The sequence below is a fragment of the Pandoraea sp. genome (assembly GCF_041919235.1).
Taxonomy (GTDB): Bacteria; Pseudomonadota; Gammaproteobacteria; order Burkholderiales; family Burkholderiaceae; genus Pandoraea.
This window is the reverse complement of the sequence record NZ_JAYRUC010000010.1, coordinates 84,576-97,600: the sequence shown is the minus strand read 5'-3', so window position 1 is coordinate 97,600 and position 13,025 is coordinate 84,576. Positions and strand designations below refer to the sequence as shown.

Annotated in this window: 12 protein-coding genes; 7 read left to right on the top strand and 5 right to left on the bottom strand. The window is 65.4% G+C overall.

Going from position 1 to position 13,025, the window contains the following annotated elements:
- Window positions 1-20: 20 nt before the first annotated feature.
- Complete coding sequence (locus ACE3UG_RS10195) at window positions 21-506, top strand: YajQ family cyclic di-GMP-binding protein (RefSeq protein ID WP_374623112.1); 486 nt, start codon at window positions 21-23, stop codon at window positions 504-506.
- 104 nt (window positions 507-610) lie between these two features.
- On the opposite strand, the gene plsY is transcribed toward ACE3UG_RS10195, so the two are convergent.
- Entirely contained in the window at window positions 611-1,213 is a 603-nt protein-coding gene (plsY, locus tag ACE3UG_RS10190) for a glycerol-3-phosphate 1-O-acyltransferase PlsY (RefSeq protein ID WP_374623109.1), read from the bottom strand.
- Window positions 1,214-1,346: 133 nt separating this feature from the next.
- Window positions 1,347-1,841 (bottom strand): Cys-tRNA(Pro) deacylase, encoded by a 495-nt coding sequence (gene ybaK, locus ACE3UG_RS10185; RefSeq protein WP_374623106.1) that lies wholly within the window; start codon window positions 1,839-1,841, stop codon window positions 1,347-1,349.
- 114 nt (window positions 1,842-1,955) lie between these two features.
- On the opposite strand from ybaK, the gene ACE3UG_RS10180 reads away from it, so the two are divergent.
- On the top strand, window positions 1,956-3,521 hold the full coding sequence (locus tag ACE3UG_RS10180) for a class I adenylate-forming enzyme family protein (RefSeq protein WP_374623103.1): 1,566 nt from the start codon (window positions 1,956-1,958) through the stop codon (window positions 3,519-3,521).
- A gap of 68 nt (window positions 3,522-3,589) precedes the next feature.
- Here ACE3UG_RS10180 and xerD read toward each other — a convergent pair whose 3' ends face one another.
- Together xerD and queG are read right to left on the bottom strand one after the other, a co-directional pair.
- Window positions 3,590-4,609, bottom strand: coding sequence for a site-specific tyrosine recombinase XerD (xerD, locus tag ACE3UG_RS10175; RefSeq protein WP_374623100.1), 1,020 nt, complete (start codon window positions 4,607-4,609; stop codon window positions 3,590-3,592).
- Window positions 4,576-5,871 (bottom strand): tRNA epoxyqueuosine(34) reductase QueG, encoded by a 1,296-nt coding sequence (queG, locus tag ACE3UG_RS10170; protein WP_374623097.1) that lies wholly within the window; start codon window positions 5,869-5,871, stop codon window positions 4,576-4,578. The genes xerD and queG overlap by 34 nt, the downstream gene beginning before the upstream one ends.
- An 8-nt stretch (window positions 5,872-5,879) precedes the next feature.
- Here queG and tsaE point away from each other — a divergent pair, with 8 nt between their 5' ends.
- Window positions 5,880-6,404 carry a tRNA (adenosine(37)-N6)-threonylcarbamoyltransferase complex ATPase subunit type 1 TsaE gene (tsaE, locus tag ACE3UG_RS10165; protein ID WP_374623094.1) on the top strand — a complete coding sequence of 175 codons (525 nt, stop codon included), beginning with the start codon at window positions 5,880-5,882 and terminating at the stop codon, window positions 6,402-6,404.
- Window positions 6,386-7,861, top strand: a complete 1,476-nt coding sequence (locus ACE3UG_RS10160; protein WP_374623091.1) for an N-acetylmuramoyl-L-alanine amidase — start codon at window positions 6,386-6,388, stop codon at window positions 7,859-7,861. The genes tsaE and ACE3UG_RS10160 overlap by 19 nt, the downstream gene beginning before the upstream one ends.
- Window positions 7,862-7,990: 129 nt before the next feature.
- Here the strand turns inward: ACE3UG_RS10160 and ACE3UG_RS10155 are convergent, their stop codons facing one another.
- A complete protein-coding gene (locus ACE3UG_RS10155) occupies window positions 7,991-8,659 on the bottom strand; it encodes a VTT domain-containing protein (protein WP_374623088.1) in 669 nt (222 codons plus the stop codon).
- Window positions 8,660-9,002: 343 nt separating this feature from the next.
- Between ACE3UG_RS10155 and mutL the strand changes: the two genes are divergently transcribed.
- From mutL to ACE3UG_RS10140, 3 genes are all read left to right on the top strand, one after another.
- On the top strand, window positions 9,003-10,970 hold the full coding sequence (gene mutL / locus ACE3UG_RS10150) for a DNA mismatch repair endonuclease MutL (RefSeq protein WP_374623278.1): 1,968 nt from the start codon (window positions 9,003-9,005) through the stop codon (window positions 10,968-10,970).
- 7 nt (window positions 10,971-10,977) lie between these two features.
- The gene (gene miaA, locus ACE3UG_RS10145; protein ID WP_374623085.1) at window positions 10,978-11,925 is read left to right on the top strand and encodes a tRNA (adenosine(37)-N6)-dimethylallyltransferase MiaA; all 948 of its coding nucleotides are present in this window, start codon (window positions 10,978-10,980) and stop codon (window positions 11,923-11,925) included.
- Window positions 11,926-12,148: 223 nt separating this feature from the next.
- Entirely contained in the window at window positions 12,149-13,024 is an 876-nt protein-coding gene (locus ACE3UG_RS10140; RefSeq protein WP_374623082.1) for an ABC transporter permease, read from the top strand.
- The last annotated feature ends 1 nt before the right edge of the window (window position 13,025 follow it).

The following is a 13,025-nucleotide window of genomic DNA, read 5'->3' as shown; positions in this document are numbered from 1 at the left end:
TTGCATTTCAGGAGAGCCAGATGCCATCGTTTGACGTGGTTAGCGAAGCCAACATGGTAGAGGTCAAGAACGCCATCGAGCAGGCCAACAAGGAAATCTCGACGCGATTCGACTTCAAGGGATCGGACTCGCGCGTCGAGCACAAGGAGCAGGAACTCACGCTCTTCGCCGACGACAACTTCAAGCTCGATCAGGTCACACAGGTGCTCATCAGCAAGATGGCCAAGCGCAATGTCGACGTGCGCTTCCTCGACTATGGCAAGGTCGAGAAGGTGAGCGGCGACAAGGTCAAGCAGGTCGTCAAGGTGAAGAAGGGCGTCGAAGGCGATCTGGCCAAGAAGATCGTGCGCCTGATCAAGGACAGCAAGATGAAGGTGCAGGCAAGCATCCAGGGCGATAGCGTACGCATCTCGGGTGCCAAACGCGACGACCTGCAAAGCGCCATGGCGCTGTTGCGCAAGGATGTGACCGACACCCCGCTCGACTTCAACAACTTCCGCGACTGACCCGCGCGAGCGCGCAGCAGACCCACGAAACCCGCAGACTCGCTGCGGGTTTTTTCATGGCCGAAACCGTCCGGGTGTCGGCCGGGTTGCCCGAGACAGCGGCTTTACTTCTTTTGCCCGATGCGGCTTTCCTGACCTGCGATCAGCTTGCCGATGTTCGCGCGGTGCCGGTAGACCAGCAGCATCGCCATGACGATCACCGCCGGTGCATACGGACCGAAGCCGAACATGAACACGTAGTAGAGCGGTGCGAACGCGGCCGCCACCAGTGCGGCAAGCGACGAATAGCGGAAGAAGATCGCAATGATGAGCCAGGTGGCCATGACGGCCAGCCCCAGAATCGGGTTGATGGCAAACAGCACGCCGGCAGCGGTCGCCACGCCTTTGCCGCCCGCAAAGCGCAGGAACACCGGATACAGATGGCCGACGAAGACCGCGAGGGCCACGCCCGCGAGACCCAGATCGCCCACGCCCCAGGCGTCGGCGAAGCGCGCCGCGAGATACACCGCGAGCCAGCCCTTCAAGGCGTCGCCGATCAACGTGAGCACGGCCGCTTTCTTGTTGCCGGAGCGCAGCACGTTCGTGGCGCCCGGGTTGCCCGATCCGTAGCTGCGCGGGTCGGCGAGCCCCATCGTTCGGCTGACGATCACCGCAAAGGACACCGAGCCGATCAGATAGGCGAGAACGATAAAAACCAGTGTGGCCATGAACGTCGAGCGTGAGCAGAAATAGTGATGGCCGCCATTCTACTTGAGCCGGTCCACCCCCCCATACTGACAAACACGGGGTTGCACCGCGCGCGCAGCCCTCAGACCGGCGCACATCACCGTTTGACGGGCGCTACTCGTCGTTCAATGCGCAGGCGACCGGCTTGGCCGCCAACGTATTAACCAGCACCTGCGGTGCAATGCCGATGAGATACCCGCGTCGCCCGCCATTGATGAATATCTGCGGCAAATCGAGGATCGACGCTTCCACATACACCGTCATCGCACGCCGGGTGCCGAACGGCGACGTGCCGCCCACCAGATACCCCGAATGGCGCTGGGCCACGTCCGGTTTGCAGGGTTCCACGCGCTTGGCGCCGATCTGACGCGCCAGATTCTTCGTCGAGACGGTTCGGTCGCCGTGCATGAGCACGATCAACGGCCGGGCTTTTTCGTCCTCCATGACCAGCGTCTTGACGACGGCGTGTTCGTCCGCGCCCAACTGGCGTGCCGACTCCGCGGTCCCGCCATGCTCGACGTATTCGTAGACGTGTTCGGTAAAGGCCACTTTCTTTTGCTTCAGAAACTGCGTGGCGGGCGTTTCCGAGACGTGTTTGCTCTTACTCATGGGCGCCTATTGTAATGAAACGCAGCCGTTGCTGCGGCCCAGGAATGTGGGTGTCCCAAGCGCCCTGGCCGCCGGCGTACTGCCCGAAGCAGCCGTCGGCATTACAATGCGGCCATGTCTGCCACTCCCGTCACCTCGCCTCAGGACACGTTCGCCGCCACCTTGCTCGCGAATCTGCCCGCACGCATCGACACGCTACCTGCGCGCATCGCCGCGCAAACGCCCGCACGCACCGCCCTGATCGACGACTTCGGACGTCTGACCTACGGGGATCTGGCGCACGCCGTCAGCGCCTGCGCCGAGCGCCTGCGCGCGCACGGCGTGCGGGGCGGCGATCGGGTGATGATCGTCGGCGAGAACGGCATCGCGTATGTGGTGCTGCTACTCGCCGTGGCCGCCCTCGACGCCTGGCCGCTGCTCTGCAATGCGCGGCTCTCCCCGTCAGAGTTGAGCGTCATTCGCGATCACGCCCGGCCACGCTGCGCGATTTACACCGTCGACGCCTCTCCCGACGCCGCCGCACACGCCCGGGCGGACGCCGCCAAGGTGGTCTGGACGGAACTTGCCTTGGGGGCCATTGCGGCGTCCGACGCCGACCCCGAGAGCCTCGCCGAGCCGGTGCAGGCCGACCCGGCGTTGCAATGCGCGGCGCTCATCTACACCACGGGCACGACAGGCACCCCCAAGGGCGTTTGTCTCTCGCATCGCAATCTGATGTTCATCGCGGCAGTGTCGAGCCGCTTGCGTCGCGTAAGCGCCGACGATATCGCGTACGCCGTGCTGCCGATCTCGCATGTGTATGGACTGACATCCGTCTGCCTCGGCACGCTATACGCTGGCGGAACGCTACGGCTCGCAGCGCGCTTCAGCCCCGAAGCGGTACTCGACTCGCTTGCCCATGACGGGCTGACGATCCTCCAAGGCGTGCCCGCCATGCACGCGCGCCTGATGGCCTATGTCGCGCGGCAGAACCGATCGCTCGCCGCACCGCGTTTGCGCTTCGTCTACTCGGGGGGATCGCCACTCGATGCTGCGCTCAAGGCGCGTGTCGAGGCGTTCTACGGCCTGCCCATTCACAACGGTTACGGCCTGACGGAGAGCAGCCCGACGGTCTCGCAAACGCTGCTCGATGCGCCGCGCGAGGATTGTGCCGTCGGCCCGGCGATCCCCGGGGTCGCGGTACGGATCGTCGATGGCGACGGGCGCGATCTGCCCGAGGGCGAGGTGGGAGAACTCTGGGTGCGTGGCCCGAACGTGATGCTCGGGTACTACCGCGCCCCGGAACTCACCGCCGCGACGGTGAGCGCAGACGGCTGGTTACGCACCGGCGATCTGGCACGCCGCACCGCTGATGGTGCGCTTTTCCTCGCAGGACGCGCCAAGGAACTCATCATCCACTCCGGCTTCAACGTCTACCCGATCGAAGTCGAGCAGGCGCTCACCAGCCATCCGGACGTGCTTCAAGCCGCAGTCCTCGGACGGCCCGACGAAGACAATGAACAGGTGATCGCGTTCGTCGAAGCGCGCCCCGGCCATGTCATCGACGTGACATCGCTGGCCGCGTGGGCGGCGAAGCGCTTGGCGCCATACAAGCGTCCGGCGCAGATTCGTGTGTTGAGCGCCTTGCCCGCCGCGTCGACGGGCAAGGTGCTCAAACACAAGCTCAAAGCGATGCTTTGACGGCGTAGCGGCGTGGCGGCATAGCGGCGTGGCGGCACGGCTCGCGGCTCGCGTACCGCGTACCGCGATCACCCTCGCGGATGATGCTGCGCATGCAGCGACTTGAGCCGCTCGCGGGCAACGTGCGTGTAGATCTGCGTGGTGGAGATGTCGGCGTGGCCGAGCAACAACTGCACCACGCGCAGATCGGCACCGTGATTGATCAAATGGGTCGCGAAGGCATGGCGCAGCGTATGCGGCGAGAGCGGCGCACGAATGTCCGCCTGCAACGCATAGCGCTTGATCAAATACCAGAAGGCCTGCCGTGTCATGCCCTCGCCGCGTTGCGTGACAAACAGCGTGTCGCAGGCGCGACCGGCGAGCAACACACCACGACTCTGGGCCAGATAGCGCGTGAGCCAGCCGTTGGCCTCTTCGCCGAACGGCACCAGGCGCTCCTTCGCGCCTTTGCCGAAAATGCGCAGCACGCCTTCGTTCAATCCCACTTCGATGGTCTTGAGCGCCACCAGCTCCGACACACGCAGACCGCTCGCGTACATCAACTCGAGCATCGCACGGTCGCGCAGACCGAGCGGCTGGGTCAGATCGGGGGCACCCAGCAACGCTTCGACCTGCGCCTCGGACAAGGTCGTGGGCAGCCGCTGGGCACGCTTCGCACACGCAATGCGCAGGCACGGATCGTGCGGCACGATGTGTTCGCGCAACGCCCATTGATAGAAGCGCTTGAAGACGGACAGACGACGGTTCACGCTACTCGCCAAACTCTCGCGACGCCAGCCGAGATAGGCAGAGAGCGCAGCCTCGTCCACGCCGTCGAGCGAGGTCTCGCGCTTGGCGGCCAACCATTCCGCGAAGAGGCGCAGATCACGTCGGTACGCCTCGAGCGTGTTGCGCGCGAGACCGTCTTCGAGCCAGATCGTGTCGCAGAACTGGTCGATGAGCGTCGCGCTGCGCACGTACGTGACGCCGTCTAGATCGAAGACGAGCGGGGATGAAGCATCGTGGTCGCGGCCGTGGTCGGTGTCGACCTCGGTCGCGTTGCGTGCCGGCGTGGTCAAGCGGTGGCTCCTTCCTGGGTCAGTGCCCATTCGACATGTTCGCGCACAAGCGCCGAGGGGTGATCGCGGCGCGCCTGCAAGGCGCTGCGCAGCGGTGCGCGCGCGCCGGGGTCGGCCGTTTCGCGCAATGCATTGCCGAGTCCGACGGACAGATTGCGCAGCCATCGCTCGTAGCCAATGCGGCGAATGGGGCTACCCGCCAGCTTTTCCATGAAGTCCGCTTCGCTCCAGGCAAACAATTCCACGAGCGAGGCGCAGTCGAGCCGGTTGCGCGGAGCGAAATCGGCGAGTGGCGACGGCTGAGCAAATTTGTTCCACGGACAATAGAGCTGGCAATCGTCGCAGCCGTAAATACGATTGCCCATCTTCGCGCGCAAGCCCTCGGGAATCGAACCTTTGTGTTCAATCGTCAGATACGACACGCACAACCGCGCATCGACGCGGAACGCCTCGGTAATCGCCCCGGTCGGGCAGACGTCGCGGCATCGCTGGCATTGCCCGCAGTGCTCGCCGCGCTGCATGCCCCGCCGCTCGCCCTCGCGCCCCCCCTCGCCCTCGCCCCCGCGCGCCGCCTCATCGGGCGCGCGCGCGTCGTCGACGTCCACCGGCAGCGGTATGTCGACAAAGATCTCGCCGAGAAAGAAGAGCGACCCCGCTTCGCGTGAGAGCAGCAGAGTGTGCTTGCCGCGCCAGCCCAATCCGGCCTTCTGAGCGAGCTCGACTTCAAGCACCGGGGCCGAATCGGTGAACGCGCGATAGCCGAACGGTCCGATGGCCTGCGTGATGCGCTCAGCCAATTGTTGCAGCCGGTTGCGCAGGACCTTGTGATAGTCGCGCCCGCGCGCATAGACCGACACGATCGCCTCGGCGGGCCTCGCGGCCCGCGCGGCCTCGTGCTCACGCCAGTTCGCCATGTCGGTATCGTTCGGGAGGTAGTTCATGCTTGCGCTGATGACGCGCACCGTGCCGGGGACCAGTTCGGCGGGCCGCGCGCGCTTCATGCCGTGCGCCGCCATGTAGTCCATATCGCCGTGACAGCCGTCGTCGAGCCACTGTTGCAGGCCCGCTTCGGCATGCGAGAGATCGATGTCCGCAATGCCGACCCGGGCGAAACCGAGCTCGCTCGCCCAAGCGCGAATCTGACCGGCAAGCGCTGCCAAGCCCTCGGCATCGAGGGCGAGCGGCGTCGCATTGTCGCGTGAGGACGACACTTCCGAGGCAGGCGGACGTGCGGTCGACTCGACTTGTGCGGCGGTAGCGGGGAGAATCACGGAAGCTTTCATCGACTCCATTTTACGCAATGCCCGATCCATCGACGCCGCCCCTTCTGGGCGAGCGCATCTTCGCGCTGCCGGACGAAGCCGCCACCGAGGCCTTCGCTGCGGCGCTCGCGCGCGCCATCGTGGCGCGCATGGCGCACGCCGACCCCGCGCACGCGGGCCTGCACGTGCAGCTCTCGGGCGACCTCGGCGCGGGCAAAACCACCCTCGTACGGGCGCTGCTGCGCGCGCTCGGCCACACGGGACGCGTCAAAAGCCCCACTTACGCGTTGTGTGAACCTTACAACATCGACACACCACACGGCGGGTTGCCGGTCTATCATTTCGATCTATACCGCTTTGCCGATCCGGCCGAATGGCACGACACGGGCTTTCGCGAGCACTTTTCAGGCGATGCCCTGTGCCTTGTCGAGTGGCCGGAAAAGGCCGAAGGTCTCCTGGGCACCCCCGATTTGGGCCTTTGGCTGGAACCTGTTGGCAACAGCCGCCGTCTGACAACGAGCGCCTACACGCCAGCCGGTCTTGCTTGCCTGAACTCATGCTGATCAAACGCTTCACCCGTACCGACGATGCCTCTTCGCCCAATGCCGGCCGCCGCCGCGCACTGCGCGCGGGCGCATCGACACTGATCCTGGGCCTCGTCGGCCCCCGCCTCGCGTTCGCCAACACCATCGTGGCGGTGCGCGTCTGGCCGGCCAGAGACTACACGCGCGTCACGCTCGAGACCGACAGCCCGGTCAAGTTCCAGCAGCAACTGATGGATAGTCCGAACCGCTTCGTCATCGATCTCGACGAGGTGGATCTGAATCCAGCGCTGCGCGACCTCGTGTCCAAGATCCAGCCGAACGACCCGCAGATCATTCAGGTTCGCGTGGGACAGTTCAAACCCGGCGTCGTGCGCATGGTCTTCGACCTCAAGGCGGGCGTGAAGCCGCAGTCCTTCACGCTGCCGCCGGTCGCAGGCTACAAGTACCGCACGGTGTTCGACCTCTATCCCGCTGTCGAGCCCGATCCGCTCATGGAACTGCTCGCCAAATCCGGCCATAAGGCCGAAGCGTTGGCGCAAAACGCGCCGCCATCGACATCGACATCGCCGTCCGGCGCAGGCACACCGAGTACGGATGAAAGCGAAGCGTTCTTTCAGCGTTACGCGCAGCGCGAACCGGGCCCGCGTTGGCCACGCCAGACGCCCTCCCCCGCGCCGGGCAAGACACCACCGCTCGCCCAGCGCAATTACGGCGGCGACGACGGCCTGACGAACCTGACACCGTCGCGCGGTCCGAAGACAACCCGCCTGCTCACCATCGCCCTCGATCCCGGCCATGGCGGCGAAGATCCGGGCGCGATCGGCAGCCGAGGCACCTACGAGAAGGTGGTCGTGCTGCAGATCGCCAAACGGCTGCGAGAGAAGATCGACGCGCAACCCAATATGCGGGTGATGATGACCCGCGACGCCGATTACTTCGTGCCCCTCGGCGTGCGTGTGCAAAAAGCCCGCCGCGTGGACGCCGATCTTTTCATGTCGATTCACGCCGACGCGTTCACGTCGCCGTCGGCGAACGGCGCGTCGGTCTTCGCGCTCTCCGAGCGCGGCGCCACCAGCGCGACAGCGCGCCTGCTCGAGAAAACGCAGAACGCGTCCGATCTGATCGGCGGCGTCAATATCAAGACCAACGACCGCGCCGTGGCGCATGCGCTGCTCGACATGTCGACGACCGCACAGATTCGCGACAGCAAGGTATTCGGCCGGGCGCTGCTCGCCGAGATCGGCACGGTCGCGGACCGGCTGCACAGCGCGAACGTGGAACAGGCGGCATTTGCAGTGCTCAAGGCGCCTGACATTCCGTCGGTGCTCGTCGAGACAGCCTTCATCAGCAACCCCAAGGAAGAGCAATCGCTGAACGACCCGGCGTATCAGGACCGGCTCGCCAACGCGCTGCTCAAGGGCATCAAGGCGTACTTCGCCAAGAATCCGCCCCTCGCGAAGAATCGTACAGCCTGAGCGTACGGCCTGAGACCAGGCAGCGCATGAGGCAACGCGCGAGGCAGCGCGCGACGGCCCCAATGAAAAAATGGCGCGCCCGTTCATCAAACGGACGCGCCATGATTCATCGACCGGGCTGGGTCGAGCTTACTTGCCCTGACCCTGCGGCGCGCGGCGACGTCCGCGCGTGAAGAGCTTCCAGAGCGCGCCAAGCGCAATGGGCACCACCGCCGCCGAAATCCCCACCAGCACGATGACGTTCAGGTATTGCTTGACCACCGGCAGGTTGCCGAACAGGTGACCGCCGCCCACGAGCAGCCCCACCCAGATCAGCGCGCCCAGCGTGTTGTAGAGCTGGAAGCGTGCCCACGACATGGCCGATACGCCCGCCACGAACGGCGCGAACGTGCGCACGACCGGCACAAAGCGCGCGATCACGATGGTCTTGCCACCGTGATGCTCGTAGAAGTCATGCGTCTTGCGCAATGCGTCGCGATCGAGAAAACGCCAATTCTTCTCGTACACGCGCGGCCCGATCTTCGAGCCGATCCAATAATTGAGCGTATTACCCGTCACCGCCGCGATGAAGAGCAGCACGCCGAGCAGCCACGGATCCATCGCGCCGGTCGCGGCAAACGCACCGCCAATGAACAACAGGGAATCGCCCGGAAGGAACGGAAAGAGCACCAGCCCCGTTTCCACGAACACAATCATGAACAGGAACAGATACACCCAGTTTCCGTACTGATCGATGAACATCCCCAGATGTTTATCGATGTGGAGCACCATCTCCAGCAATTGCACCAAAGTATCCAAGTCGATTCCTCAAGATAAAGGACGCCAGCCCGTCCCTGCGGGCGCAAGACGATTCGCATCATACCAGCGCAAACGTCAGGCGTCGTGAAGTCCCCATGACAGTCGGAGCCGACTTGCCCGGGCGCGTCGAATACGGCCTTCAGCCTACTACCTTCCCATGTGGGGAATGAGTCGCGCCTGCAAGGGTGTTGCAGACCGAAACATCGGTCGGCCTATGTCTTTGAGGGCAACCTTTATAATGGTTCCCATGTCTGCCACCCCGACCCCCGCTTCCCCGTCACAGGATCTGGCTGCCGTGCCCGGCGACGCCAGCACCGACGCCCACGTGCGTCGCCCCGGCCCCATGCCGGCGGGCCTCGCACCCGCGCGTGCCATCCGTGTCCTGCCCGACCAGTTGATCAGCCAGATTGCCGCCGGCGAAGTGGTCGAGCGCCCGGCGTCCGTCGTGAAGGAATTGCTCGAAAACGCCCTCGATGCCGGCGCCCGCGCACTCCAGATCAAACTCGAAGAAGGCGGCGTGCGCCGCATTGCCATTACCGACGACGGCGGCGGCATGTCCGCCGAGCAGTTGCCGCTGGCGCTCACCCGCCACGCGACAAGCAAGATCCGCACGCTCGACGAGCTGGAATCGGTGCTCACCCTCGGGTTCCGTGGGGAAGCGCTCGCCTCCATCGCGTCGGTGGCCCAGCTCACGCTGTCGAGCCGCCAGATCGATGCACCGCACGCGAGCGCCATCGACGGCAATACCGGCGTGCTCACGCCCGCCGCCGGACCGGTGGGCACGACGGTCGACGTGCGCGACCTGTATTTCAATACCCCCGCGCGCCGCAAATTCCTGAAGACCGAGCAGACCGAATTCGGTCATTGCATGGACGTCATCCGTCGCAGTGCGCTCGCCCGGCCGGACGTGGGCTTCTCGATTCTGCACAACAACCGCGCGGTGGAGCATTGGAATGCGTCAGACGCGGCGACACGTGTCGCGCGCGTGCTCGGCAACGATTTTGCCGACGCCCATCTGGCGCTGGACGAAGGCGCGGCCGAATTGCGCCTGTCGGGCTTTGTCGGTCTGCCAACCGCCAGCCGTGGCCGTGCCGACCAGCAGTTCTTCTTCGTGAACGGTCGCTTCGTGCGCGACAAACTGCTGACCCACGCCGTGCGCGCCGCCTATGAAGACGTGCTGCACGGCGACCGCTATCCGGCGTACGTGCTGTATTTCGAACTGCCGCCGCAGTTGGTCGACGTCAACGTTCATCCGTCGAAAATCGAAGTACGGTTTCGCGACGCCCGCAGCGTCCACCAATTCGTGTTCCACGTCGTGCAACGCGCGCTGGCCCGCGCGGCGGGCAGCGGCGGTGCAACCCACGCAGCCCACCTGACCGATGGCGGCGCACTCGCCGCAGGGCCGGGCACGGCCGGCAGCGGCATGACGGCCGCGCGTGCGGTCGGCGGCTTCGGCGCGCAGGGCGGCAGCAGTTGGAACCCGCGCATGCAGCAAGGCACCTTGCCCGTCGCGCAACCGCTGTCCGTGTACGACAACCTGTTCGGACGGACCGCACCGCCGGCACCGCGTCCGTATGGTCAGCCGGGGGTGTCGGACGCGCTCCCACCCCCGTATGGCAGTGCCGGCGCGTCGCAAGGCGCGGGCGCGCTCGCCGGCGGCCTCGACACCCCGCCGATCGCTACCGGTGACAACGGCAACATCGGCACCACCGACGCCACGTCGCTCGGACAGCCGCTCGGCTTCGCGCTCGGCCAGTTGCACGGCATCTATATCCTCGCGCAAAACGCGCATGGCCTCGTGCTCGTCGACATGCATGCCGCGCACGAGCGCATTCTGTACGAACGCTTCAAGCAGGCGCTGGTGGAGCGCAGCGTGCCGGTGCAGCCGCTGCTCATTCCCGTGACGTTCTTCGCCGACCCGGTGGAGATCGGCACCACGCACGAGCATCAGGAAGCGCTCACCGCGCTTGGCTTCGACCTCGCGGCGATTTCACCGACCACGCTGGCCGTGCGCGCCATTCCCGCGCTGCTCGACGGCGCCGATGCGCAAGCCCTCGCGCGTGCCGTGCTCGCCGACTTGCGTCAGTACGGTGGCTCGCATGTGCTCACGGAACGTCAGCACGAACTGCTCGGCACGCTGGCCTGCCACACGGCGGTGCGCGCCAACCGGCGTCTCACCCACGAGGAGATGAACGCGCTGCTGCGTCAGATGGAAGCGACCGAGCGCGCCGATCAGTGCAACCACGGACGTCCTACCTGGTATCAGCTCACGCTCGGCGACCTCGACAAATTGTTCATGCGCGGACGTTGAGCAGTTCATGAAGGCACCTTCCCCGATCGTCTGCCTGCTAGGCCCGACGGCGTCCGGCAAGACCGCCGCCGCCCTCGCGCTCGCGCAGGACACCCCGCTCGAAATCATCAGCGTCGACTCCGCACTCGTCTATCGCGAGATGGATATCGGCACCGCCAAACCGAGCAAGGCCGAGTTGGCCGCCGTGAGGCATCATCTGATCGATATCGTCGACCCGCGCGACGCCTACTCCGCCGCGCAATTCCGCGACGATGCGCTGCGTCTTGTCGATGACATCGCGGCGCGGGGTCGCCGGCCGCTGCTTGTCGGCGGCACGATGCTTTACTACAAGGCGCTCACGCAGGGTCTCTCGCCCCTGCCGTCGGCCAACGCCGACGTGCGCGCCCAACTGGACGAGGACGCCGCGCGCCACGGCTGGCCGGCGATGCATGCGCGGCTCGCGCGCGTCGATCCCGTCACGGCGGCGCGCCTCGCCCCGAACGACGCGCAACGCATTCAACGCGCGCTGGAAATCTTCACCCTCTCGGGCAAACCGATGTCGCATTGGCTTGCCGAAGTCGCACAGACACCCGGCACGCCGCCCGCGCACACATTCGTGCCCGTCGCGCTCGAACCCGGCGAGCGCTCGATCCTGCACGCCCGCATTGCCGAACGCTTTCGTCTGATGCTCGCGGCGGGCTTCGTCGAGGAAGTCGAGCGCCTTCGTGCGCGTGGCGATCTCAACCCCGGCCTGCCATCGATGCGCTGCGTTGGCTACCGCCAGGTGTGGGAATACCTCGACGGCGAGACCGATTACGACACCATGCGCGACAAAGGCATCTTCGCCACGCGTCAGCTGTGCAAGCGTCAGCTCACGTGGCTGCGCGCAATGCCGGAACGCCACGTCGTGGACTGCACCGCCGCCGACGCCGCACAACGCGCCATCGAGACGGTACGCGCCCTCTGGCAAGCCTGAGCACGACGCCCCCTGCTGCTTCGCCGACGCAGCGCAACGGCTTGGCGCGCGCTGCGTCGCACCACGCGAAACCCGCATCGCCGCGCACCCAGTCCCTGGCGCACCTCCGTTGAAACCCTGACAGCTTTCCGGTTTGCATGCCGATTTTGATATGCTAATTTGCATATCAACGTTTCGATCAATGCAAATTTGCATCGAATCCACGATATCGGGAAGGGCGCCAATGACGCAGACTTCGATGGAGCCGAGTGGGGTGGCGGGTGACGTGTCGCGACTGCCGGCAGGCAGGCCGAGGCGCGTGCCGGTCGTCCAATGGGCGGTACGCACAGCGGTCGCCCTGATCTATCTGTTCATGCTCAGTCCGCTGATCTTCGTCGTCTGGCTGAGCTTCTTCAAAGACGCGATCATCACGTTCCCGCCGAGCGGCTACACGATGTCGTGGTACTTGAACGCGTGGCGCAACGATGCGTTCGCCGACGGCTTTCTGCTCTCGATGCAGCTCGCCGCGTGTGCGGCCATCGTTGGTGTGATTCTCGGTGTGGCCGCATCGCTCGCGCTCGCGCGCTATCGCTTCCCGGGGCGCCGCGCGCTCGGCAATGTGCTGCTGTTGCCGCTCGTCGTGCCGGGCATCGTCGCGGGCATTGCCACTTACCTTTTCTATCTTCGCGCCGAAAACGCGCTCGACATGGACATCGTCGGTACGTTCGGCGGTCTCGTGATCGCGCATGTGTGCCTGACCATTCCGTGGACGATGCGTCTCGTGGGCGCGAGCCTCGCGCAGATCGACGGCACCATCGAGGAAGCGGCGCGCAATCTCGGTGCGGGGCCGTGGCGCACGCTCTGGCGCGTGACGCTGCCGATGTTGCGCCCCGCTGTCGTGGCGGCCGGACTGTTCAGCTTCATCGTGTCGTTCGAGAACCTCGAACTCACCCTGCCCCTGGTGGGCCCGGGCAAGACCACCCTGCCCATCGCCATCATGCAGTACCTCGAATTCAACCTCGATCCGACCATTGCGGCGGTCTCCGCCGCACAGATCGTGCTGCTCGGCATCGTCATGCTGATCACCGATCGCTTCGTCAAACTCAGCCAGGTGATCTGAC